Annotated in this window: 18 protein-coding genes; 14 read left to right on the top strand and 4 right to left on the bottom strand. The window is 44.3% G+C overall.

Annotated features, from left to right (window positions below):
- Window positions 1–48 precede the first annotated feature (48 nt).
- Window positions 49–2331 (bottom strand): class 1a ribonucleoside-diphosphate reductase subunit alpha, encoded by a 2283-nt coding sequence (gene nrdA / locus AB6E54_RS20005; protein WP_102333640.1) that lies wholly within the window; start codon window positions 2329–2331, stop codon window positions 49–51.
- A gap of 508 nt (window positions 2332–2839) precedes the next feature.
- Window positions 2840–3583, bottom strand: coding sequence for a bifunctional 2-polyprenyl-6-hydroxyphenol methylase/3-demethylubiquinol 3-O-methyltransferase UbiG (ubiG, locus tag AB6E54_RS20000; protein WP_017063556.1), 744 nt, complete (start codon window positions 3581–3583; stop codon window positions 2840–2842).
- Between the two features lie 258 nt (window positions 3584–3841).
- Between ubiG and gyrA the strand changes: the two genes are divergently transcribed.
- Window positions 3842–6484 (top strand): DNA topoisomerase (ATP-hydrolyzing) subunit A, encoded by a 2643-nt coding sequence (gene gyrA / locus AB6E54_RS19995; RefSeq protein ID WP_017072500.1) that lies wholly within the window; start codon window positions 3842–3844, stop codon window positions 6482–6484.
- Between the two features lie 169 nt (window positions 6485–6653).
- On the top strand, window positions 6654–7283 hold the full coding sequence (locus AB6E54_RS19990; RefSeq protein WP_102332075.1) for a tetratricopeptide repeat protein: 630 nt from the start codon (window positions 6654–6656) through the stop codon (window positions 7281–7283).
- Window positions 7284–7322: 39 nt separating this feature from the next.
- Here the strand turns inward: AB6E54_RS19990 and AB6E54_RS19985 are convergent, their stop codons facing one another.
- Together AB6E54_RS19985 and nrfA are read right to left on the bottom strand one after the other, a co-directional pair.
- On the bottom strand, window positions 7323–7667 hold the full coding sequence (locus AB6E54_RS19985; protein WP_102332076.1) for a rhodanese-like domain-containing protein: 345 nt from the start codon (window positions 7665–7667) through the stop codon (window positions 7323–7325).
- 125 nt (window positions 7668–7792) lie between these two features.
- Window positions 7793–9223: an ammonia-forming nitrite reductase cytochrome c552 subunit gene (gene nrfA, locus AB6E54_RS19980; protein WP_170967436.1), complete on the bottom strand. Its 1431-nt coding sequence runs from the start codon at window positions 9221–9223 to the stop codon at window positions 7793–7795.
- Between the two features lie 481 nt (window positions 9224–9704).
- On the opposite strand from nrfA, the gene nrfB reads away from it, so the two are divergent.
- The 12 genes from nrfB to AB6E54_RS19920 all read left to right on the top strand — a co-directional run bounded on the left by nrfB (window position 9705) and on the right by AB6E54_RS19920 (window position 21359).
- Window positions 9705–10289, top strand: coding sequence for a cytochrome c nitrite reductase pentaheme subunit (nrfB, locus tag AB6E54_RS19975; protein WP_019822323.1), 585 nt, complete (start codon window positions 9705–9707; stop codon window positions 10287–10289).
- A gap of 3 nt (window positions 10290–10292) precedes the next feature.
- Window positions 10293–10979, top strand: coding sequence for a cytochrome c nitrite reductase Fe-S protein (nrfC, locus tag AB6E54_RS19970; RefSeq protein WP_102332077.1), 687 nt, complete (start codon window positions 10293–10295; stop codon window positions 10977–10979).
- A gap of 2 nt (window positions 10980–10981) precedes the next feature.
- Window positions 10982–11956 (top strand): cytochrome c nitrite reductase subunit NrfD, encoded by a 975-nt coding sequence (gene nrfD / locus AB6E54_RS19965; protein WP_017063561.1) that lies wholly within the window; start codon window positions 10982–10984, stop codon window positions 11954–11956.
- A 167-nt stretch (window positions 11957–12123) separates the two neighbouring features.
- Window positions 12124–14028 carry a heme lyase CcmF/NrfE family subunit gene (locus AB6E54_RS19960; protein WP_102332078.1) on the top strand — a complete coding sequence of 635 codons (1905 nt, stop codon included), beginning with the start codon at window positions 12124–12126 and terminating at the stop codon, window positions 14026–14028.
- The gene (locus tag AB6E54_RS19955; RefSeq protein ID WP_102332079.1) at window positions 14021–14575 is read left to right on the top strand and encodes a DsbE family thiol:disulfide interchange protein; all 555 of its coding nucleotides are present in this window, start codon (window positions 14021–14023) and stop codon (window positions 14573–14575) included. Before AB6E54_RS19960 ends, AB6E54_RS19955 begins: the two co-directional genes overlap by 8 nt.
- On the top strand, window positions 14572–15012 hold the full coding sequence (gene nrfF, locus AB6E54_RS19950) for a heme lyase NrfEFG subunit NrfF (RefSeq protein WP_017063564.1): 441 nt from the start codon (window positions 14572–14574) through the stop codon (window positions 15010–15012). Before AB6E54_RS19955 ends, nrfF begins: the two co-directional genes overlap by 4 nt.
- A gap of 89 nt (window positions 15013–15101) precedes the next feature.
- On the top strand, window positions 15102–15278 hold the full coding sequence (locus AB6E54_RS19945; RefSeq protein WP_017060980.1) for a hypothetical protein: 177 nt from the start codon (window positions 15102–15104) through the stop codon (window positions 15276–15278).
- 249 nt (window positions 15279–15527) lie between these two features.
- Window positions 15528–16124, top strand: a complete 597-nt coding sequence (ribA, locus tag AB6E54_RS19940) for a GTP cyclohydrolase II (protein ID WP_009848836.1) — start codon at window positions 15528–15530, stop codon at window positions 16122–16124.
- 176 nt (window positions 16125–16300) lie between these two features.
- Window positions 16301–17560 carry an imelysin family protein gene (locus AB6E54_RS19935; RefSeq protein ID WP_017063566.1) on the top strand — a complete coding sequence of 420 codons (1260 nt, stop codon included), beginning with the start codon at window positions 16301–16303 and terminating at the stop codon, window positions 17558–17560.
- A 111-nt stretch (window positions 17561–17671) separates the two neighbouring features.
- The gene (locus AB6E54_RS19930) at window positions 17672–19060 is read left to right on the top strand and encodes a di-heme oxidoredictase family protein (protein WP_102332080.1); all 1389 of its coding nucleotides are present in this window, start codon (window positions 17672–17674) and stop codon (window positions 19058–19060) included.
- A 159-nt stretch (window positions 19061–19219) separates the two neighbouring features.
- Window positions 19220–20281 carry an imelysin family protein gene (locus tag AB6E54_RS19925; protein WP_102332081.1) on the top strand — a complete coding sequence of 354 codons (1062 nt, stop codon included), beginning with the start codon at window positions 19220–19222 and terminating at the stop codon, window positions 20279–20281.
- On the top strand, window positions 20271–21359 hold the full coding sequence (locus tag AB6E54_RS19920) for a DUF1513 domain-containing protein (protein WP_102332082.1): 1089 nt from the start codon (window positions 20271–20273) through the stop codon (window positions 21357–21359). Before AB6E54_RS19925 ends, AB6E54_RS19920 begins: the two co-directional genes overlap by 11 nt.
- Window positions 21360–21402: the final 43 nt, after the last annotated feature.

Below are 21402 nucleotides of genomic sequence, written 5' to 3'. Positions count from 1 at the left end.
AACCCAGAGAAGATAACTCTTCTCTGGGGTCTTAATGTTTATTGCGGTTTAGATCTTACAACCGCCGCCTTCACAATCTTCTTCCGGCACTTGAACTGCATCGCCTTGGTCGTCTTTAGCACCATCACGAGTGTTATGGTAGTAAAGCGTCTTAACACCGTACTTGTACGCTGTTAGTAGGTCTTGAAGCAGCTTCTTCATTGGTACTTTACCGCTGTCGTAAACACTTGGGTCATAGTTAGTGTTTGCAGAGATAGCTTGGTCAACGAATTTTTGCATGATACCCACTAGGTGTAGGTAACCGTCGTTAGAACCAATGTTCCAAAGTAGCTCGTAGTTCTCTTTAAGATTTAGGAAATCTGGAACCACTTGCTTAAGGATGCCGTCTTTCGATGCTTTCACTGATACGTAACCACGTGGTGGCTCGATACCGTTAGTCGCGTTCGAGATTTGAGACGATGTCTCAGAAGGCATAAGCGCTGTTAGCGTAGAGTTACGCAGACCGTGCTCCATGATCTCTTCGCGTAGCGTGTCCCAATCGTAGTGCAGTGGCTCTTCACATACTAAGTCGATATCTTTCTTGTAAGTATCGATTGGCAGTAGGCCTTTCGCGTAGTTGGTCTCGTGGAAAGATGGGCAACGGCCTTGTTCTTTCGCCAGTTCAACAGACGCTTTTAACAAGTGGTATTGAATTGCTTCAAAAGTACGGTGAGTCAGACTGTTTGCGCTGCCATCAGAGTACTTCACGCCGTTTTTCGCTAGGTAGTATGCGTAGTTGATGACACCCACACCTAGAGTACGACGGTTCATTGTCGACTTGCGTGCTGCTGGAAGTGGGTAGTCTTGGTAATCAAGCAATGCATCAAGTGCACGAACAACCAGTTCAGAAAGCTCAGCAAGGTCGTCTAGCTCGTTGATTGCGCCTAGGTTAAACGCTGAAAGCGTACATAGTGCAATTTCACCTTCGTCATCTTCTACGTTAGAAAGTGGCTTAGTTGGTAGCGCGATTTCTAGACATAGGTTCGACTGACGAACAGGAGCCACTTCAGAATCAAACGGGCTGTGTGTATTACAGTGGTCAACGTTCTGAATGTAGATACGACCAGTAGAAGCTCGCTCTTGCATTAGCAGAGAGAACAGCTCAACGGCTTTAACCGTTTCACGCTTCACTGAAGGATCGTTTTCGTACTTAACATATAGTTCTTCAAAACGGTCTTGGTTTTCGAAGAACGCATCGTAAAGGCCAGGTACGTCAGAAGGTGAGAACAGGCTGATGTTGCCACCTTGAACAAGACGAGAATACATGAGTTTGTTCAGCTGTACGCCGTAGTCCATGTGACGAACACGGTTCTCTTCAACGCCGCGGTTGTTTTTCAGTACTAATAGAGACTGAACTTCACCATGCCATAGTGGGTAGAATACCGTTGCCGCACCGCCACGAACACCACCTTGTGAACAACATTTTACTGCTGTTTGGAAGTATTTGTAGAAAGGGATACAGCCAGTGTGGAACGCTTCACCATTACGGATTTCAGAACCCAGCGCACGGATACGACCTGCGTTGATACCAATACCAGCACGTTGAGATACGTAACGAACAATTGAGCTTGCTGTTGCGTTGATTGAATCAAGGCTGTCACCACATTCGATCAGTACACAAGAGCTGAATTGACGAGTAGGCGTACGTACACCAGACATGATCGGTGTAGGTAGAGAAATCTTAAACGTAGACGATGCGTCGTAAAAACGTTTGATGTAGTCAAGACGAGTCGATTTCGGGTATTTAGCGAATAGACACGCAGCAACTAAAATGTAAAGGAACTGAGCACTCTCGTAGATTTCTTTCGTTACACGGTTTTGCACGAAGTATTTACCTTCGAGCTGCTTAACCGCTGCGTAAGAGAAGTCTAAGTCACGTTTGTGGTCGATGTACTCGTCAAGCTCTTCGAATTCAGCTTTCGTGTAGTCTTCCATAAGGTGGCTATCGTATTTACCCATATCAACCAGTTTTGCAACGTGGTCATACAGTGCAGGCGGCTCGTATTCGCCGTACGCTTTTTTACGTAGGTGGAATACAGACAGACGTGCTGCTAGATATTGGTAATCAGGAGTCTCTTCAGAGATTAAATCCGCTGCTGACTTGATGATAGTTTCATGAATGTCAGTAGTGGTGATGCCATCGTAAAACTGAATGTGAGCTTTCAATTCTACTTGTGATACAGAAACATTGTGCAAGCCTTCAGCTGCCCATGTAATCACGCGATGGATCTTCTCTAGATCGATCGTTTCTTTGCGCCCGTTACGCTTGGTAACAGTAAGTTGTTGGTTCATTCTGCTTAATTTCCCTAACAAAACTGAACAAGGCCGTGTTTTTGTGTATTTCTGTGTAATTTTTGTAAATTACGTTTCGGCTTTGTGATCTTGGTCTACCCATACATTGTAGTTCAAACACAACATATAGGGGTCATTTGTTTGTTGGGTTACAAGATAGTGCTACAACTGATATTTTTCAAGGTAAAGAAATGGGGTTGCTTGTGGATAAGTGGTGGATTGAAAAAAAACTGTAAGTGACCACTAACTGATGAGGTTATATGTGACTTGATTGTATAAAAGTCGGCTTTTAATGATGCTTTATTTTTGCACGCCCATAAAAAAAAATTCCTTGATCTTTGGCCAAAATGGGCGATTGATTTTAGGCGATTAAATTTAAATCGAGGTGGTCAAAATGGAAGCTAGCGCACGAAATTTAGACTGAAAAAAGTCGCAAAGTTATGGTAATTGCAACTCTTTTCATTCGTCTTTTTTACAAAAGGTTTTACGGTAGGGCTACCGATATTTTTTAGCCAAAGTTTTGCGTGTGGACGATGTAGTTTACGTCTACATTTGTGCCTAAACGATAAGTGTCCGTAAGAGGATTGTAGTGCAGCCCTGTAATCCCTAGTTCTTGCAGCGGAGTGTTATCGACCATCTTGATAAGTTCAGCAGGGCGAATGAACTTCTCGTGTTCATGAGTGCCCTCAGGAACAATCTTAAGTAGCTTTTCTGCACCAACAATAGCGAACAGGTAAGATTTGAAGTTACGGTTCAAGGTAGAGAAGAACACGTGACCACCCGGTTTCACCAATTTTGAACATGCACTAATCACAGATTGTGGATCAGGAACGTGCTCTAGCATTTCCATACATGTCACCACATCGTAAGTTTGTGGATTCTGTTCTGCATGGTCTTCGATGGTGCTCTGGATGTAATCGAGCTTGGTGCCAGTTTCCAATGCGTGAAGACGTGCCACTTCTAGCGGTTCTTTACCCATATCTAGGCCAGTGACTACTGCGCCCTCAACAGCCATGCTTTCAGCCAAAATGCCGCCACCGCAGCCAACATCGAGGACTTTCTTACCAAATAAACCTTCGGTCTTTTCTAGCACGTAATTTAGGCGCAGTGGGTTGATTTGATGTAGTGGCTTAAATTCGCCTTCTAGATCCCACCAGCGTGACGCCATGTCTTCGAATTTTTTGATTTCTGCTGGGTCTACGTTCTGTGATTTAGTCATAATCGGCATTTCCAAGTTAAATAATGCATCCATGAAATTGCAGGCATTATAACTTGCCTTTTCGCTCTGACCAGAAGATCTACAATTTTGCTAGTTTATTGGATGTAAAGTGACCATGTTTCAGCAAGATATGATGCGGAGGTGCAATTTCTCATCAATTGATTGGCTACAAGGGTCACAAGATGGTAAAAGGAGAGGGAAAGTGATGCCTCCGTAGGTAAATTTGTGTTATATTTTTCGGTCTTATACGTATTCAAAAATACGATCTGACTATAGAGGGAAAATGGCTCTATGAGCGATCTAGCGAAAGAGATCACGCCCGTAAATATTGAAGATGAGCTTAGAGGTTCATACCTAGACTACGCGATGTCCGTCATCGTTGGTCGTGCCCTTCCAGATGTGCGTGATGGCCTAAAACCTGTACACCGCCGCGTTTTGTTCGCGATGAATGTACTAGGTAATGATTGGAACAAACCATATAAAAAGTCTGCTCGTGTAGTAGGTGATGTAATCGGTAAATACCACCCACATGGTGATAGTGCTGTATACGATACTATTGTTCGTATGGCGCAACCGTTCTCACTGCGTTACATGCTAGTTGATGGCCAAGGTAACTTTGGTTCTATCGATGGCGACTCCGCGGCTGCAATGCGTTATACCGAAGTTCGTATGGCGAAAATTGCTCACGAGCTCCTGGCTGACCTTGATAAGGAAACTGTGGATTACGTACCGAACTACGATGGTACAGAACAAATTCCAGCAGTACTTCCTACAAAAATTCCTAACCTATTGGTAAACGGTGCTTCTGGTATCGCAGTAGGTATGGCTACCAACATCCCACCACATAACCTTGGTGAAGTTGTTGATGGCTGTTTAGCATTTATCAATAATGAAGATATCACTATTGATGAGCTAATGGACTATATCCCTGGTCCTGACTTCCCAACAGCAGCACTTATCAGTGGTCGTAAAGGCATCGTAGATGCTTACAAGACTGGCCGCGGTAAGGTTTACATGCGTTCAAAAGCGGATATCGAAGTAGAGAAGAATGGTAAAGAAACCATTATCGTTACTGAGATCCCTTACCAAGTAAACAAAGCTCGTTTGATCGAGAAGATTGCTGAACTGGTTAAAGATAAGAAAGTAGAAGGCATCAGTGCACTGCGTGACGAGTCTGATAAAGACGGTATGCGTATTGTTATTGAATGTAAGCGTGATGCAGTAGGCGAAGTGGTTCTTAACAACCTATACGCTCAAACTCAACTGCAAACGACTTTCGGTATCAACATGGTTGCGTTGAATAACGGTCAACCACAGTTGTTCAACATCAAAGACATGCTTAAGTGCTTCGTAGACCACCGTCGCGAAGTTGTGACTCGTCGTACTATCTTCGAATTGAAGAAAGCACGCGACCGTGCACACATCCTTGAAGCATTGTCTCTAGCACTTGCTAACATTGATGAAATCATTGAACTGATCAAGAGCGCGCCAACACCAGCAGAAGCTAAAGTTGGTTTAGTGTCTCGTGGTTGGGATCTTGGTAACGTTGCTTCAATGCTTGAGCGTGCAGGTACTGACGCAGCTCGTCCTGATTGGTTAGAAGACCAATACGGCATCCGCGATGGTCAATACTTCCTAACGGAAACACAAGCACAAGCAATTCTAGAACTTCGTCTTCACCGCCTAACAGGCCTTGAGCACGAGAAGATTCTAGACGAGTACAAAGCCCTTCTAGAAGAAATCGCTGAGCTAATGCACATTCTTGCAAGCACTGAGCGTTTGATGGAAGTTATCCGTGAAGAACTTGAAGCAGTACGTGAAATCTATGGCGACGAGCGTCGTACAGAAATCACAGCGGCAGTTCATGACATCGACATGGAAGAGCTGATTGCTCAAGAAGACGTTGTAGTAACGCTTTCTAACGCAGGTTACGTTAAGTACCAAATCCTAAGCGACTACGAAGCTCAGCGTCGTGGTGGTAAAGGTAAGAGTGCAACTAAGATGAAAGATGAGGATTACATTGAGCGTCTGCTTGTAGCTAATACTCACGATAACATCCTATGTTTCTCTACTCGTGGTAAGACATACCGTCTGAAAGTTTACCAACTGCCATTAGCAAGTCGTACTGCTCGTGGTAAGCCTATCGTTAACATTCTTCCTCTAGAAGAAGGTGAGCGTATCACGGCTATCCTGCCTGTTTCTGAGTTCTCTAACGAGAAATTCATCTTCATGGCAACCGGCGACGGTACTGTTAAGAAGACATCACTGGATCAGTTCGCAAACGTACGTGCTAACGGCCTAATTGCCGTTAACCTACGTGACGATGATTCACTGATTGGCGTTGACATCACTAACGGTGATAGCGACATCATGCTGTTCTCTAAATCGGGCAAAGTTGTTCGCTTTAACGAGGACAAAGTACGTGCAATGGGCCGTACTGCCTCTGGTGTTCGTGGTATGAAGCTTCCAGAAGACGATCAAGTAGTATCGTTGATTGTTCCTTCTAACGAAGGCGATATCCTAACTGTGACTCAAAACGGTTACGGTAAGCGTACTGAACTAGCTGAATACCCAACGAAAGGCCGTGCAACGCAAGGTGTGGTATCTATCAAAGTCTCTGAACGTAATGGCCCAGTTGTTGGCGCTGTTCAAGTTGAAGAAGGCGACGAAATGATGATGATCACCGACGCAGGTACGCTAGTACGTACTCGCGTTGCGGAAGTAAGCCAAGTTGGTCGTAACACTCAAGGTGTAACACTGATTCGTACTTCTGACGACGAGAATGTTGTAGGTCTACAACGTATCGACGAAGTAGAAGAAGCTGAGGTTGTTGAAGGCGAAGCTGAAGTAGCAAACGCTGAAGCAGCAGTCGTTTCTGAATCAAGTGAAGAGCAAGCATCAGACGCTTCTGATAGCGAGCAAGACACTGAGTAATCTTTCACTTCTATAAATAGAAGTTGAGACAAAAAGCCGAGCCATTGTGCTCGGTTTTTTATTACCTAAAATTTGGCTGTGACTTGTGTAAAAGCCAATAGCTAAACCTCGATCAATATTGTTTTAGTGAGAAAAAGGTACAGTAAAGCGTCAATGAAAGGAGAGTGGAATGGATATCTGGTTACTGATTGCTTTGCTGCTAATGAGCCTATTTCTAGTGGCAATCGTGATCGCATCAAACAGAAAAACCAGTCATCTGAAAAGCAACCTCCTTATTTCATGTGTGGCGATATTAGTCAGCATTCTGGTTTGGTCTCAGATGAAACAAGAAGCCCCTCAACTTACTTCAAGTGACGACAGCAGCTATACAGCAACAGATTTCCAAAATGAACTTCAGCAGAGCTTGGAGCAAGACCCTAATCAATCAGATCTTTGGTTTAAGCTTGGTGGTGTTTATATGCAGAAAGGGGAGTTTGATGCTGCATTTACCTGTTACGACTACGCGATTCGCTTAGACCCTCAAGCGCCTTCAGGCTTGTATGCCGCTAAAGCTACCGCACTTTATTATCTCAGTTCACAAGCGATGAGTGATGACGTCAACAAACTGCTAGAGCAATCTATGGATCTTGATCCGAACGATCGAACGGCCTTGATGTTAATCGCGACCGATCACTTCATCAGTATGCGCTATCAACAAGCGATCGATGCTTGGACTCAAATTCTCGACTCTAATCAGAAGGGGATTGATCGTGTTTCTATTATCCACTCGATCAACCAAGCCAAACAGATGATCCGTTAAGCTTGGCCCAATCGCTAGTCGTTAATCGTTAGCCTTTGGCTATTTACTTTCCTGCATTTCAATCAGGCCACCTGCGTTGTGGATTTGAGTAAACCCTTGAGCTTGTAAGAATTGATAGGCTTGTCCTGAGCGATTACCACTGCGGCAATACAACACGATTGGCTGGTCTTTATCTATGTTGGCAAAGTGTGTTGCGACCTCAGACAGTGGGTAGTTAATGGCGTTGTCGAGATGCCCTTGTTTGAACTCCTCAGGTGTTCTGACATCAACTACCAATGCGCCTTTCTCAATTAACTCCCAACCTATATCGGCGCGCTCAGACGCTTGAACGCCAGAACTTAACAGTGCAACGCACAATGCTGAAAGTGAAAATAAGGTTTTCATTGTTTATTCCTTGAATTGGAGAGTAGATCGGAGGTAGGTATTGATGTGTATTCCCCAAAAACCTAAAAAACCAACCACACCATAATAGTGTGACTGGTTTTTACGTAATGGTCTAATTGAAGAAACTAGTATTCGTAGTTGGCTTCACGCTTTTCAGCTTGCTCTTCCCACTTAGGTACCACCGTGTCTAAGAAGTGTTGCTTCTCAGCGTTCATCTTATCCATGTCCATTCCTAGCGCTTTCTGAGCGGCTTCTTTGGTTGAGATATCTGGAATCTCGATTGGATCGGTAATGCCTTTCTTCGCAAGTAGACGAACAATCTTAGTTCGCGCGTCTGCTGCGCGGTCAACCGCGGTTCCAAGAACCTCTAGGGCTACTTCTGGTGCGTGCATGTGAACACCGTGAGATGCGATCGCGTAATCCCAGCGCCATTGAGCGTGACGGATATCTTGTAGGATGGGCTCCATCTCTTGTTCTGTTGCGCCTGCTTCCCATGCTGCGCCAGCTTCAAAGTGAGCGGCTACGATTTGTTTCTCAGCAGTCAGCTTCATGTTCAGCACTTGCGCTTTACGGCTTGAAACGATGTTAAGCATGGTCTCTTTAGATTGAGTGTGACAGTTTGCACAGGTATCTTCGAAGCGGTCGAATGGGTTACCCACTTTATGGTCGGTATAAACGGTGCCATCTTCTTTGGTCACTTTCGGCATATGACAGTCAGCACAAACGACTTTGTTCTTACCGTGGATGCCTTCACGCCAAGTTTCGTAACCTGGGTGCTGAGCCTTTAGCATTGGTGCTTTAGAGACTTTATGTGTCCAATCTTTAAAACCAATCTGATCGTAGTACTCTTCCATCTGTTCAACACGCGTCCCTTTATCCCAAGGGAATTTCACACCTTTTGTTGGACCCGTGAAGTAGTATTCCACGTGGCACTGTGCACAAACTGAAGCTTGTTGGTCTAAACGGCTTTGCTCATCAAACTTTTTACCAATCGCTTCGAAAGCGCGTTCAACATAAGGGCGCGTCACTTTCAGTGCTGGCTCGCCATTTTTGAACTCATCGCTTTGGGTGTCATGGCAGTCAGCACAACCTATAGGGTTAACGATCTCGTTACCAAGACGTGCCCACTTACCTTCGAAGTAGCCATCTTCACCGCGTTCTTCAATAACACGTGCAACGTCTGGGCTCTTACAGCTCCAACACGCCATTGGCATTGGACCTGAGCTTTCGTCGGTCGGACCGCCAGTACGCAAGGTTTGTCTTACATCGTCAATCGCATAGAAGTGGCCGCGCGCTTTGTTGTAGTCTTTTGCGAACCCGTAGCCAGCCCACATGATAACCATGTTGGGATCTTCTTTTAGTGCGTCTTCAATGGTTTCGCTTTCTGAAGTTTGTCTCCATGAATGATATTGATCTGGGTGGTTTTGCTCGAACTGATCGTTACGAGGATCGCCAATTTCTTTTTGTTCAGACGCAGCAAAACTGGTCGCGCTTGCTAATGACGCGCTAACCATTAATAGTGCTGTGACCGAATTACGTATCCAATGCTTTTTCACAGTGATATCTCCAATATACTGATTTTTATACCAAGCGTTGTGAGTTTGCTATTCAAATTAAGAACTGGAGAATTCCTGTTTATATTAATTCATAAACAAACACATTTTGTTACGTGTTGGATATAGATTGTCCCAGATCAATTAATGGCAGTGACCTTAGTCACGTTGAAGTTTATATAACCCTAAAGTGGTATTGGTGGTTAGTTTAATTAGAATTTAACTGAGAATTATTATCATATATAACAATCAATTACCTAAATTGACCATGATATAAATAGGGTGATTGCGTTCACAGATTAACCTATCGAAATTTCGTATTACCCAATTAGAGGTATATTCTAACTATAGAAAGCGTTGTGGCTTATCCAAAATAAGAATTGATATCATTTAAACGGTAATAATATCGTTTAAGGGTACTTTTGTTTAACCGGAATATTATTTAGTTGAGAGTTAAATAATGCCGGTATAAGGAAAGGATAAAATGGGCAATATTAAATTGGCCATAGTCATAATGCTTAAATCCCTTCTAGCATTCTGCCTCTATGGTTATTCCATTCATGCTGTTGCTGAGCCTGCTGTTACGCCAGTAGGGGAATCAACAAGACATGAAGTCGAATTAATCCGTGACAAAGACTACAAGTGTGTTCAGTGCCATAAAGATTCAAAAGAAACGGTATTGGGTTCACATGGTGAAAGTGCACACGCTTTGCTTGGCCGTGAAGTAAATTGTACCGACTGTCATAGTTCTATTAGCCCCGACCACCGCGAAGGCGCGCCTAAAGTGGTGAAGTATCGTGAGGCTCAATCACAACCAGGTACCGACAAGGTTTACCTAGATCCTAGCTTAATTTTAGATGCCAATAGCCAGTGTATCGATTGTCATAAGCCTGATGATCTGCGCGAAGCGAGTTGGACTCATGACGTACACGCACAAAACTTAACGTGTTCAAACTGCCATGATGTTCATGCGACAGAAGCAAAGGTGTTGGGCTTAGATAAGAAGCAAACCATCAAGCTGTGTGTGGATTGCCATTCAGACTTCAACCAGAAGAAAGAAGGGGAGTAATCTATGAGCTGCTCAAGAAGAAACTTTTTAGCTGGCGCGGGTGCCGTTATTTTTACTACAGGTGTTGCGGGAACCGCAGCGGTGACAAGTCGTAAAACGTTGGCCAATGTTCAAGAGGATGGGGCTAAACGTTATGGAATGATTCATGACGAAACCGCTTGTATTGGCTGTACTGCTTGTACTGAGGCGTGTCGTGAAGTAAACAAAGTGCCTGAAGGCGTATCGCGCTTAGAGATTATTAAGAGCGAACCTCAAGGTGAATATCCAAATGTTGATTACCGTTTCACTCGTAACTCTTGTCAACATTGTGATAATGCACCTTGTGTGATGGTTTGCCCAACAGGCGCCGCCTATAAAGATGAGAAGACAGGAATTGTTGATGTACATAAAGAGAAGTGTGTCGGCTGTGGTTATTGCCTGCTAGCTTGTCCATATCAAGTGCGCTTCTTCCATCCTAAGAATAAGTCGGCCGACAAATGTAACTTCTGCCGCGATACCAATCTTGCGCAAGGTAAATTACCTGCTTGTGTTGAATCTTGCCCTACCAATGCGCTGATATTTGGCGACTTAAATGACCCTAAGAGCGAGATAAACCAGGTACTTAAATCTGAAGTGGTTTACAGAGATAAGGCTTATCTAGGTACTCAGCCAAAACTCTATAAAGTGCCACACCAAAAAGGGGAGATTTGATTATGAGTGCATGGGATACAGCGTTTCAATCAGGTACCGTGGTTTGGGACTGGATCATTGCTATCTATCTGTTTTTGGCGGGTATGTCAGCGGGTGCAGTGATGATCTCGATTTACCTTAAGAGAAAGGTGATTGAGGACGATCCAGCGAATAATGGTGTATTAAAGGCAACGGCTTTTCTAGCACCATTCGGGATCATCTCAGGTTTATTGATCTTGGTTTTCCACCTGACGAAACCACTATCATTTTGGAAGATCATGATCTTTTATAATCCGACGTCAGTGATGTCGATGGGTGTGATCTTATTCCAAGTGTATATGGTGATCCTATTTGTTTGGATCGGCATTATATTCCGAAATCAGATTGCCGTATTCTTGAGTGATCAAGCATGGTTAAAAGGGCGACTCGATTTTGTCAGTAACTGGATTGGCAAATTAGAATCTTTTGAGAATGTTTTTGAAATATTCTTAGCTGTGCTTGCGCTATTACTTGCGGCTTACACTGGCTTCTTACTCTCTGCGCTAAATACCTTCCCAATGCTGAATAACCCAGTGTTGCCGATATTGTTCTTATTCTCGAGTTTATCCTCGGGAGCGGCGGCATGTATTTTATTTGGTGTGTTGGTCTTTAAGGAGTCTCCGCATAGTGCGAGTATTTCTTGGATCCACGGCTTCGAACGTCCTGTTGTTATGTTTGAACTGTTTGTCCTTGTTACTTTCTTCACTGGGCTTATCTTCGCTGGTGGTCAAAGTGAGCAGGCAGTATGGAACGCGATTGGCGGTGGTTTCTGGGCAAGTTGGTTCTGGTATGGCGTAATTGGTGTGGGTATGGTTTTACCCTTGTTGCTGAATGCCGTGACACCAGCATCGGTTCGCCATAGTACTGTGTATATTTTCTCGGTGACTTCACTAAGCCTAATGGGCGTATTAATGCTGCGAACGTTTGTCCTTTATGCAGGACAATTAACGTTAGCTTAATTTCGCTCAAGGTTATAAGTGAGTGGATGTTGGATACTAAACATCTGCTCACTAAATTTCTTTTCGCTGAGTAGCAATAGCTAGTTGAGTTACATCAGCTAGTTGAGCAATCAATGCCAATAATGGTTTAACTTGGTTCTGCTTAGGTAGAGCCTGATTGAGGTGATATGGTCGGTTCTTTGGGGCTGTTTAGTTTAATTTTAGTCGCTGTTCTCAGCAGCATTATCGCTGTGTATTCGATGTATCAAATGCTAACTAAACAAGCACAAAATGTGGCTTTAATTCGCAGTTTCTCCCTCTCTAGCGCTTTGTTTTCCATTGGCGCTATCGTTTTACTTGGCTATGCCTTTGTAGGTGACGACTTTTCCATCCTCTATGTTGCAGAACACTCCAATACTCAATTACCCACCTTCTTCAAAATGGCCGCTGTGTGGGCTGGACATGAAGGCTCATTGCTATTTTGGGTCTTAACCATTAGCTGTTGGTCGGGTGTGATTGCCCTACAAAAGCAATATTCTTCTGAGTATCAGAGCCGCGTATTGTGGGTGATGAATGTGTTACTCGCGATATTTGCATGGTTTACCTTATTTGCTTCGAACCCATTTGAACTGAATTCGACCTTGCCACTTGAAGGGCGTGACCTTAACCCAATGCTGCAAGACGTTGGTTTGATATTCCATCCGCCTCTGTTGTATTTGGGTTATGTTGGTTTCTCTGTGGTCTTGGCATTTGCTGTGGCCGCTTTGCTGGTGGATCCGATTGAGTTCGATTGGGTCGCTCATTGTCGCAGTTGTTGTTTGGTCGCTTGGATCTTTTTAACCGCAGGGATCATTCTTGGTTCTTGGTGGGCATACTACGAGTTAGGGTGGGGTGGTTGGTGGTTCTGGGACCCGGTAGAAAATGCCAGCCTATTACCTTGGCTAACATCAACCGCTCTATTGCACAGTTTGGGTGTTGCTAAAGGCAAGCAACAGTTGCTGAAGTGGTCACTTAGCCTTGCTTTCATTACGTTTTGTTTAAGTATCCTCGGTACTTTTATTGTTCGATCTGGCGTCCTCACTTCCGTTCATGCTTTTGCTGTTGACCCAACCAAAGGTATCGCGCTGTTGCTGATACTGGTTTTGGTGTTAGTGAGTTCGTTTTCTCTTCTTATTGTTCGTGGTGAATCTTTCGAGTCGAATCCAATCACTAGCTTTGCGAGTAAAAGTTTTTTGAGTTTAGTGGCGGTACTTATATTTGTACTGGGTACGGCGGTGGTGGTGTTTGGTACCTTCTACCCAATGGTTTTTGAATTACTTGGCCTTGGAAATATCTCTGTGGGCGCACCTTACTTTAATCTTCTTATTACGCCATTGGCTCTGCTTGCGATGGGAGTGATAGGGTTAGCGCCATTGCTCAGTATCAAACCTCAAGCGTCGAAAGGTGTGATTGGAATTATTGCCTTATTGTCTCTCTGTCTTGGCTTTGTAACTTATGTTTTGCAAGTTGAAGCGATCCAAGTGATGGTGCTAATGACATGGTCACTTGCGTTTTGGGTAGCCCTGACTCATGTTTACGGCTTAGCGGTAACGCGCAACTCTAAGTTTCAACGCAAAGTATGGGTGATGACGTTGGCGCATGTGGGTGTCGCAGTATTAGCGATAGGTGCCGCGATGAACAGTTACCATTCATTTGAGCGAAGTTACAAATTGAGCCCAGGTGAAGAGGTTGAGTTTATGGGCTGGACGCTCTCTCATCGTGATACCGAGCTCTATGTCGCCTCCAACTTTACTGCAGAAAAAGCGATACTCGAATTAGATGCTAGCGAGAAAAGCTTTTCCATCGCGCCAGAAAGAAGACACTACCAAGTTCGTGTTATGAACATGAGTGAGCCTGCAATGAAGTGGTTCTGGCATGGCGATGTTTATATCACCATGGGCGAGAAAGTCGATTCCACCGCTTACGCATTTCGTGTTCAGTATAAGGCGTATGCGCGCTGGATCTGGTTTGGTGGGCTGTTCTCCATTATCGGCGCTTTGCTCTCATTGACTCATCGTAAAAAGAAAACCGTTAAGGCGTCACAGTATGCATAACAGCGTTCGTAACAAGCTAATTACTCTAATTGCCTTAGCATTGATTGTGGTGCTGGGATTTGTCTTTGCGCTTGATAATAAGCAGCAATCGACCATGGTGTCTGAACAACAAAGGGCATTTCCAGAATTTACATCGAGTGCGTTAGTGAATAGTGAAGGCGTCAGTGGTCAGCAGAAAGTTACGCTTACTGATGTCACGCAGCACCCTTATCAACTGGTTAATGTATGGGCATCTTGGTGCGGGATATGTAAAACCGAACATTCATTTTTGCTTCAACTTCACGATAAAGGCATTCCCATCGTTGGGCTCAATTATCGAGATAACTCTGGGGCTGCGATTAACGTGTTATCGAACGATGGCAACCCGTACTTAACCGTGATCAGTGACCCTCAAGGCAAGTTAGCGTTAGAGTTGGGCGTAATCGGCACACCTGAAACGTATTTGGTTGATGCCAATGGCCAGATCATTAAAAAGCTATTGGGCGTGATTAATGAAATGGTATGGAAAGATGAGCTTGCGATGTATTTTGATGGTGTGAATGGATGATGAAGTCTCTAATACAAACCTTGTTTATGCTGTCAGCTCTTTTAGTGATTAGCCTTTCAACCATGGCTGAAGATCTGTTTACTGCCAGTAATACAGAGACGAGTATTCAAGTTGAACTGTTTGAGTTTGAAAACCCAGAACAACAGCAACGTGCTATTAGCTTGGCGAAAACGTTACGCTGCCCACAATGTCAAAACCAAAATCTGATTGAATCCAACTCACCAATAGCAAAAGACTTACGCCTTGTTGTGTTCAATATGGTGAAAGCAGGGAAGAGTAATAATGAGATTACTCGATATATGACGGAAAGATTTGGTGAATTTGTACTTTATAAGCCGGCGATGAAGGTTTCAAATCTATTACTTTGGTTGCTACCGAGCCTATTATTTCTCTTATTTATATATTTATCAGTAAAAAGTGTTAGGAAGAGCTCATAAAAATTGTGTATTACTGTTTACCAACTGACCTGTATTTTGTAACATTAACCGATTATAAAGGCTAAGCACTGCTATATAAGGATGTATCTGTGGATAACGTAATCTCAAATTTAAAGAAAGAGTTCCATACTCATGTCCAGTCAGATAAATGGGCAGAGAGATACAGTGCTAAGTCGAGCATTTCTACGCTTACGCAAGAAGAGCTAACCGAATTAGAGAATGCTTGGGTGCAACTTGTCATCTGGAAGCAAACTCAAGTAAGTTGAGCGTTCTGTAAAAAAGTGTAGTTTTAGCCGCAACTGTTTAATTTATAACCCCATGTTGGTCATCCCAATGTGGGGTTTTTTCTTACTTGAAAAATAATTGTTATATTATAACAATTTGTACAAGGTCGACCTTGAAAAAAATTGTTAACAGCCTCATAGTGTCTATCATTAGATAGTTAGCTACAAAATATTGCCTAGACATATAATGTAGCGTCGTTAAATACATCGAATTTTCAAGTGAGTATAGCTATGGCGGAAGTGCGTGCCAGAATAGATTTCAAAGTAGGGGTAACAAGCAGTATAGATGCTGAACTTCTGTCTTTTCATGGATTGAAAACAGATAAAGAGCATGTTGCTGTGATATTTAAATCAGCAGACAAGACACAAGACATACCTCTTGTTCGTATGCACTCTGAGTGCCTGACTGGTGATGTTTTCCATTCCTCTCGCTGTGACTGTGGTGAGCAGCTAGACGAAACCATTAGAATTATGGGTGAGACGGGTGGAGTGATTCTTTACTTACGCCAAGAAGGTCGTGGTATTGGCTTGTACAACAAAATCGATGCGTACCGTCTGCAAAGCGAAGGCATGAACACCTATGAAGCCAACAACCACCTAGGTTTTGGCGATGACCTACGCGATTTTACTGAAGCTGCTGAAATGCTACGCGCCTTAGGTACTACAAAAATCCGCTTAGTCACCAACAACCCTAAGAAGATCAATGAGCTAAAATCTTTTGGTATTGAGATTGAAGAAGTGGTGAATACCTCTGCTCATATCAAATCGGGTAATGAAAGCTACCTGAAGGCAAAAGTCTCACACGGTAAGCATAATCTGGATATCTGATTAGCCTCTTTGTTACGCTTAACATAAAAATGTTTAAAGACCTCACATATGTGAGGTTTTTTTGTATTTATCTTGCAATAAAATTGTAAGTTTGTATTATTTCAATCCGTAGTGCAAATGATAATGGTTTGCACTATTACTACGAATAATAATTTAAAGCTCAACAAGGATGCTTCATGACCATTAAATCTTTAGTGACAAAAGCCGTAACTTCGTCACTCATTTTTGCCTCTGCTTCTTCTTTCGCAGCAGTAACTCAAGATCAAGTTGTAGAACATTACGCAGATATTGCGCATGCAGTGTTTGCAGATTCAGTAATTACAGCAAAAGCGTTGAACTCTTCTATTGATACCTTCTTAGCTTCTCCTTCTGCTGGCAACTTCGAACAAGTAAAACAAGCTTGGCTTGAGTCTCGCGTACCATACCAACAGTCAGAAGTTTTCCGCTTCGGCAACGCTGTTGTTGATGATTGGGAAGGCCAACTGAACGCATGGCCACTAGATGAAGGCCTGATTGATTATGTTTCGACTGATTACCAATATGAACTTGGTAACGAAGGCGCTAGCGCAAACATCGTGGCTAACAAGACTTTCCAAATTGGTCAGACTACCGTTGATGCAACCAACATCACCCCTGAGCTAATCGCAGACTTGAACGAGATCGGTGGTTCTGAAGCGAACGTAGCGTCTGGCTACCACGCAATTGAATTCCTACTTTGGGGCCAAGATTTAAACGGTACAAACAGCGGTGCAGGTGAGCGTGCTTACACTGATTTCGTTGTTGGCGCTGAGTGTACTAACGGCAACTGTGACCGTCGTGGCGCATACCTAAAAGCATCTGCTGAGCTACTTATCCAAGACCTAGAATGGATGGAAAAGCAGTGGGCTGAAGGCGAGAAAGGCAACTACCGTCAAGAGCTTCTTTCAGAATCTAGCGAGAATGGTCTTCGTAAAATGCTGTTTGGCATGGGTTCACTGTCTCTAGGTGAGCTAGCGGGTGAGCGTATGAAGGTTGCACTAGAAGCAAACTCTACTGAAGACGAGCACGATTGTTTCTCTGATAACACGCACAACTCTCACTACTACAACGAGCAAGGCATCTACAACGTTTACACGGGTCTATACAAGCGTGAAGACGGTACTCTGCTTTCCGGCCCAAGCCTGTTCGACCTAGTAGAGCAAAAAGATGAGCAAGCTGCGAAAGAGATTCAAAAGCAGTTTGACCTAGCACGTGCACAAGTAGGCGAATTAGTAACGTCTGCAGAGAAAAACAACCAGCACTTCGATCAGCTAATCGCTGCTGACAACGCTGCGGGTAATGCACTAGTAAACAAAACAATTGTTGCGCTAGTGTCTCAAACAGCGGCTATTGAGCGTGCTGCGGGTGTGATTGGCATTGATAGCCTAAACCCAGACACAGCGGATCACGAGTTCTAAGAACCCGAGCCGACACAAATGTAAGGGCTCTGATTGAGCCCTTAATTGTTTGATCCTCAAGAAAGCCACACCCACATAAAAACTAAAATCAAAAACACAGCAAGGCAATGTATGAAGTCGTATCTCTCAGCCTCACTATTAACCGCACTGTTTTTAGTATCTCCATTACACGCTCATGAAACCTACTCTGGCGGCAAAACGACCGTGAAGAAAGAAGGAGCGAACGCTTTTTCCCTTCCCGCAGCCAATCTACCAATGAGTAAGCGCTTGGATTTCAGCGTAGGTAATAGCTTCTTTAGAAACCCTTGGGTTCCTGCACCGTCATCAACCGATGCTCGTGATGGGTTAGGACCACTATTTAATACTAACGGCTGTCAAAACTGCCACATCAAAGATGGTCGTGGTCACGCGCCAGAAGAAGGAGATGAGAACGCAGTATCCATGTTGGTTCGTTTAAGCATTCCGGCTGAAACGCCTGAGCAGCGACAAGCCTTCATTCGAGATGGTGGAATTCCAGAGCCGACGTACGGCGGTCAGCTACAAGATTTTGCGCTTCAAGGTGTAAAACCAGAGGGCAAAGTGAACATTAGCTACACGGATGTTCCTGTTGAATTCAAAGACGGCACCGTCGTTACTCTGCGTAAACCCACTTTAAATATTACTGAACTTGCTTTCGGCGAGATGCATCCTAAGACCGAGTTTTCAGCTCGAGTGGCGCCGCCAATGATTGGTCTTGGTCTGCTTGAAAGTATCCCACAAGAAACGATTCTAGGATTTGCAGAGCAGCAATTTGCTGACAAGCAAGGTGTGTCGGGTAAAGCTAACTATGTTCTTGATGTTCAAACCAATGAAATGGCGCTAGGTCGTTTTGGTTGGAAAGCCGGGCAGCCAAACTTAATGCAGCAAAACGCGGCGGCATTTAATGGTGACTTAGGCCTGACAAGCCGCTTATTTCCGAATGAAAACTGCACATCAGCGCAATCAACCTGTGATGATTTTCCAAATGGTGGCGAGCCAGAAGTCAGTGACAATATCTTAGATTTTGTTGAGTTCTATTCGCAGCATCTCGCAGTACCTATTCGTCGTAATGTCGATAGCCCAGCTGTCGTACAAGGTAAAAAACTGTTCAAAGACGTTGGTTGTCAAAGCTGTCACCAGGCCGAATTCCGCACGGCAGAGCGAGAAGGTCTGTCTGCATTATCTAATCAGTTAATTAGCCCATATACCGACATGTTGCTACACGACATGGGTGAAGGCTTAGCGGACAATCGCCCTGAGTATCTTGCCAATGGTCAAGAGTGGCGTACCACACCACTTTGGGGATTAGGTTATACCAAAGAAGTGAACGGTCATACGTTCTTACTTCATGACGGTCGCGCAAGAAACGTTATGGAAGCGGTACTTTGGCATGGTGGTGAAGCAGAAATGGCAAAACAAAAAGTATTAGCTTTGAGTAGCAGTGAACGCGAAGCACTACTAGCGTTTTTGGACTCATTATAGGCTGTCTTGAATTCAGTTAAGCCAACGGCTTAGTTACTTAAGAAAACCGCTAACAAAAGACTGACTACCGCTGAACTTGTAGGAATACGAGGCCAGCGGTCGTTTCATATTTATTGAACTCATATAATTAAAAGAAAAACTAGGAAGTAAGGTAACAGCATGGCACATAAATTTTTGTTAATGCCCTTGTCGGTATTAATCATGGCAGGCTGCCAGTCATCGGGTGAGCAAACGGCTTCATCTGAGGTTAACGGTGTCTCTTATCAAGCAGACACGACTGCTCATATCAGCCGTAGCGTGTATCAACAAGAGTTTGATTCAGCCGTGCTATTCGCTAAGCAAGCCGGTGAGCTGGAAGTCTTGATGCAGGGTTACTGTGAAACCAACAATATTGAGCTGGATGCGTTGGAAAATCAGTGGCAGCTCACCATGAACAGCTGGATGGCACTGCAAGGACAAGAAAGAGGCCCAACAGCGGCATTGGAACAGAGCTGGAATGTTCAGTTTTGGCCAGACAAAAAGAACACCACAGGTCTAAAAATGCGTCAACTGACTCAGCAAGATAAAGCTTGGTCACAAGATGAAATCGCACAGCAGAGTGTGACTGTTCAAGGGCTTGGCGCCTTGGAGTGGTCTCTGTACGACGAGCAATCTCCATTGCTTCAAGACAAAGCTTCAGGTTGTCTATCTTCACAAGCTATCGCACAAAACCTGGCGATGAAATCGGCCTCTATTGCTGAAGCTTGGCAGGTTAACCCGTGGTTAGCACTGGACGAGATGCGTTGGGAATCGGAGTACATCGCTTTGTTGACCAATCAACTTGATTACAGCATGAAAAAACTGAGTCGTCCGATGGCTAAAATTGGTCATCCACGCCCTTACTTCTCGGAATCATGGCGCGCTCAAACCTCAATGACTCAGCTGAAATCGAACGTAGCGGCGCTAGAGAAATTGTACTTAGCAGATGGTAATGGTCTTGATGGTTTATTGAGAGAAAAGGGCTTAAATGACCTTGCCGATCGTGTAGCTGCCCAGTTCACGCTAACCTTAGATACTTGGCCTACAGACTCTAGCTTGTTTACTCTATTACAGAGCAAAGAGGGCTACCGAGAGGTGCTGACTCAATACAACAAACTAGAACGTTTGAAGTACCTGATTCATGAAGAAGTAGCGATAGAGCTTGGCGTGGTAATAGGATTTAATGCTACCGATGGTGACTGATAATACGAGAAGATCGTTACTCAAGGCTGCACTGGGTTGTGCAGCTGTTCCATTGCTTCCGTTTGGGTGTGCGACTCGAAAGGATGGGGTGAGTGCGTCGAACGATCCCCAACTGATTGGCTGTGCGCTTAATGGTCGTGGTCAATATTCTGCAGTTGTGGCTGACGAATTTGGCATGCCACTGAGCCAACTTCCCATCCCCAATCGTGGCCATGGCGTCGCGATTTGCCCAACCTCATCGCATGCGGTGGTTTTTGCTCGTCGTCCTGGTGACTATTTTATGGTGTTTGACTATAAAAACGGTCAGCAGATCAAAATGGTCGTCAAAGGTAACAACCGCCACTTCTATGGTCATGGGGTTTACTCATTAGATGGCAAGTTACTGTATGCCACCGAAGGGAAAACGGACACCAGCCAAGGCGTGATTGGCGTTTACGATGTCGCGCAAGGCTATCGTAAGGTCGAAGAGTTCACTGGTTTCGGTATCGGCCCACATGAAGTGATCATCATGCCGGATGGTAATCTCGCGATCGGCGTTGGTGGCGTTCATACTGATGGTAGAACACCGAAAAACCTCGATTCGATGCTGCCGAGCTTGAGTTATGTTTCTCCTGAAGGTGTGTTACTTGATCAGGTTGAATTGTTGGATAAGAAGCTGAGCATTCGACATTTAGCCCATGATGGTGCTGAAACGGTACTTTGTGGCCAGCAATATCGTGGTGAACCAGATGAGTATCCTTCGCTATTGGCGATGCATACTAAAGGCGGCCAGTTTGAATCACTGAACGCAGAGCCTGAGCAATGGGCAAGGTTCAATCACTATATCGCCAGTATTGCGGCGTCAGACGATTGGATTATTGCGACTTCGCCAAGAGGCAATTGCTACGGTATTTGGTCGAAAGAGACCAAAGAATTAGTAGAACTGTCTGCATTATCTGACGCTTCTGGTGCTGTGCTGTTTGATGGTGAGTTTCGATTAAGCTCTGGGGCGGGCAGTGTGGTTAGCCAGCGCAAGCCTTATGAGAAATCAACTCAGCAATCATCGGTCCAGTGGGATAATCACTGGAGTGCAATTTGATTCATAAATCCCTTAAAAAATAACATGCTTACTCCCGTTTCTT

Origin of the sequence: Vibrio sp. 10N.247.311.49, assembly GCF_041467655.1 — a bacterium.
GTDB lineage: Bacteria > Pseudomonadota > Gammaproteobacteria > Enterobacterales > Vibrionaceae > Vibrio > Vibrio crassostreae_C.
The sequence above is the reverse complement of the archived record's forward strand: the minus strand, read 5'-3'. Positions and strand labels throughout refer to the sequence as shown.

Bases quoted from the DNA above. Each gene is read 5' to 3' on its own strand.
- nrfC (WP_102332077.1), top strand. From the start codon at position 10,293: ATGAGCTGCTCAAGAAGAAACTTTTTAGCTGGCGCGGGTGCCGTTATT.
- AB6E54_RS19955 (WP_102332079.1), top strand. From the start codon at position 14,021: ATGCATAACAGCGTTCGTAACAAGCTAATTACTCTAATTGCCTTAGCA.
- AB6E54_RS19990 (WP_102332075.1), top strand. From the start codon at position 6,654: ATGGATATCTGGTTACTGATTGCTTTGCTGCTAATGAGCCTATTTCTA.
- AB6E54_RS19920 (WP_102332082.1), top strand. From the start codon at position 20,271: ATGGTGACTGATAATACGAGAAGATCGTTACTCAAGGCTGCACTGGGT.
- AB6E54_RS19985 (WP_102332076.1), bottom strand. From the start codon at position 7,667: ATGAAAACCTTATTTTCACTTTCAGCATTGTGCGTTGCACTGTTAAGT.
- gyrA (WP_017072500.1), top strand. From the start codon at position 3,842: ATGAGCGATCTAGCGAAAGAGATCACGCCCGTAAATATTGAAGATGAG.
- AB6E54_RS19960 (WP_102332078.1), top strand. From the start codon at position 12,124: ATGGTCGGTTCTTTGGGGCTGTTTAGTTTAATTTTAGTCGCTGTTCTC.
- AB6E54_RS19930 (WP_102332080.1), top strand. From the start codon at position 17,672: ATGAAGTCGTATCTCTCAGCCTCACTATTAACCGCACTGTTTTTAGTA.
- nrfB (WP_019822323.1), top strand. From the start codon at position 9,705: ATGGGCAATATTAAATTGGCCATAGTCATAATGCTTAAATCCCTTCTA.
- AB6E54_RS19925 (WP_102332081.1), top strand. From the start codon at position 19,220: ATGGCACATAAATTTTTGTTAATGCCCTTGTCGGTATTAATCATGGCA.
- ribA (WP_009848836.1), top strand. From the start codon at position 15,528: ATGGCGGAAGTGCGTGCCAGAATAGATTTCAAAGTAGGGGTAACAAGC.
- nrdA (WP_102333640.1), bottom strand. From the start codon at position 2,331: ATGAACCAACAACTTACTGTTACCAAGCGTAACGGGCGCAAAGAAACG.
- nrfF (WP_017063564.1), top strand. From the start codon at position 14,572: ATGATGAAGTCTCTAATACAAACCTTGTTTATGCTGTCAGCTCTTTTA.
- ubiG (WP_017063556.1), bottom strand. From the start codon at position 3,583: ATGGATGCATTATTTAACTTGGAAATGCCGATTATGACTAAATCACAG.
- nrfD (WP_017063561.1), top strand. From the start codon at position 10,982: ATGAGTGCATGGGATACAGCGTTTCAATCAGGTACCGTGGTTTGGGAC.
- AB6E54_RS19935 (WP_017063566.1), top strand. From the start codon at position 16,301: ATGACCATTAAATCTTTAGTGACAAAAGCCGTAACTTCGTCACTCATT.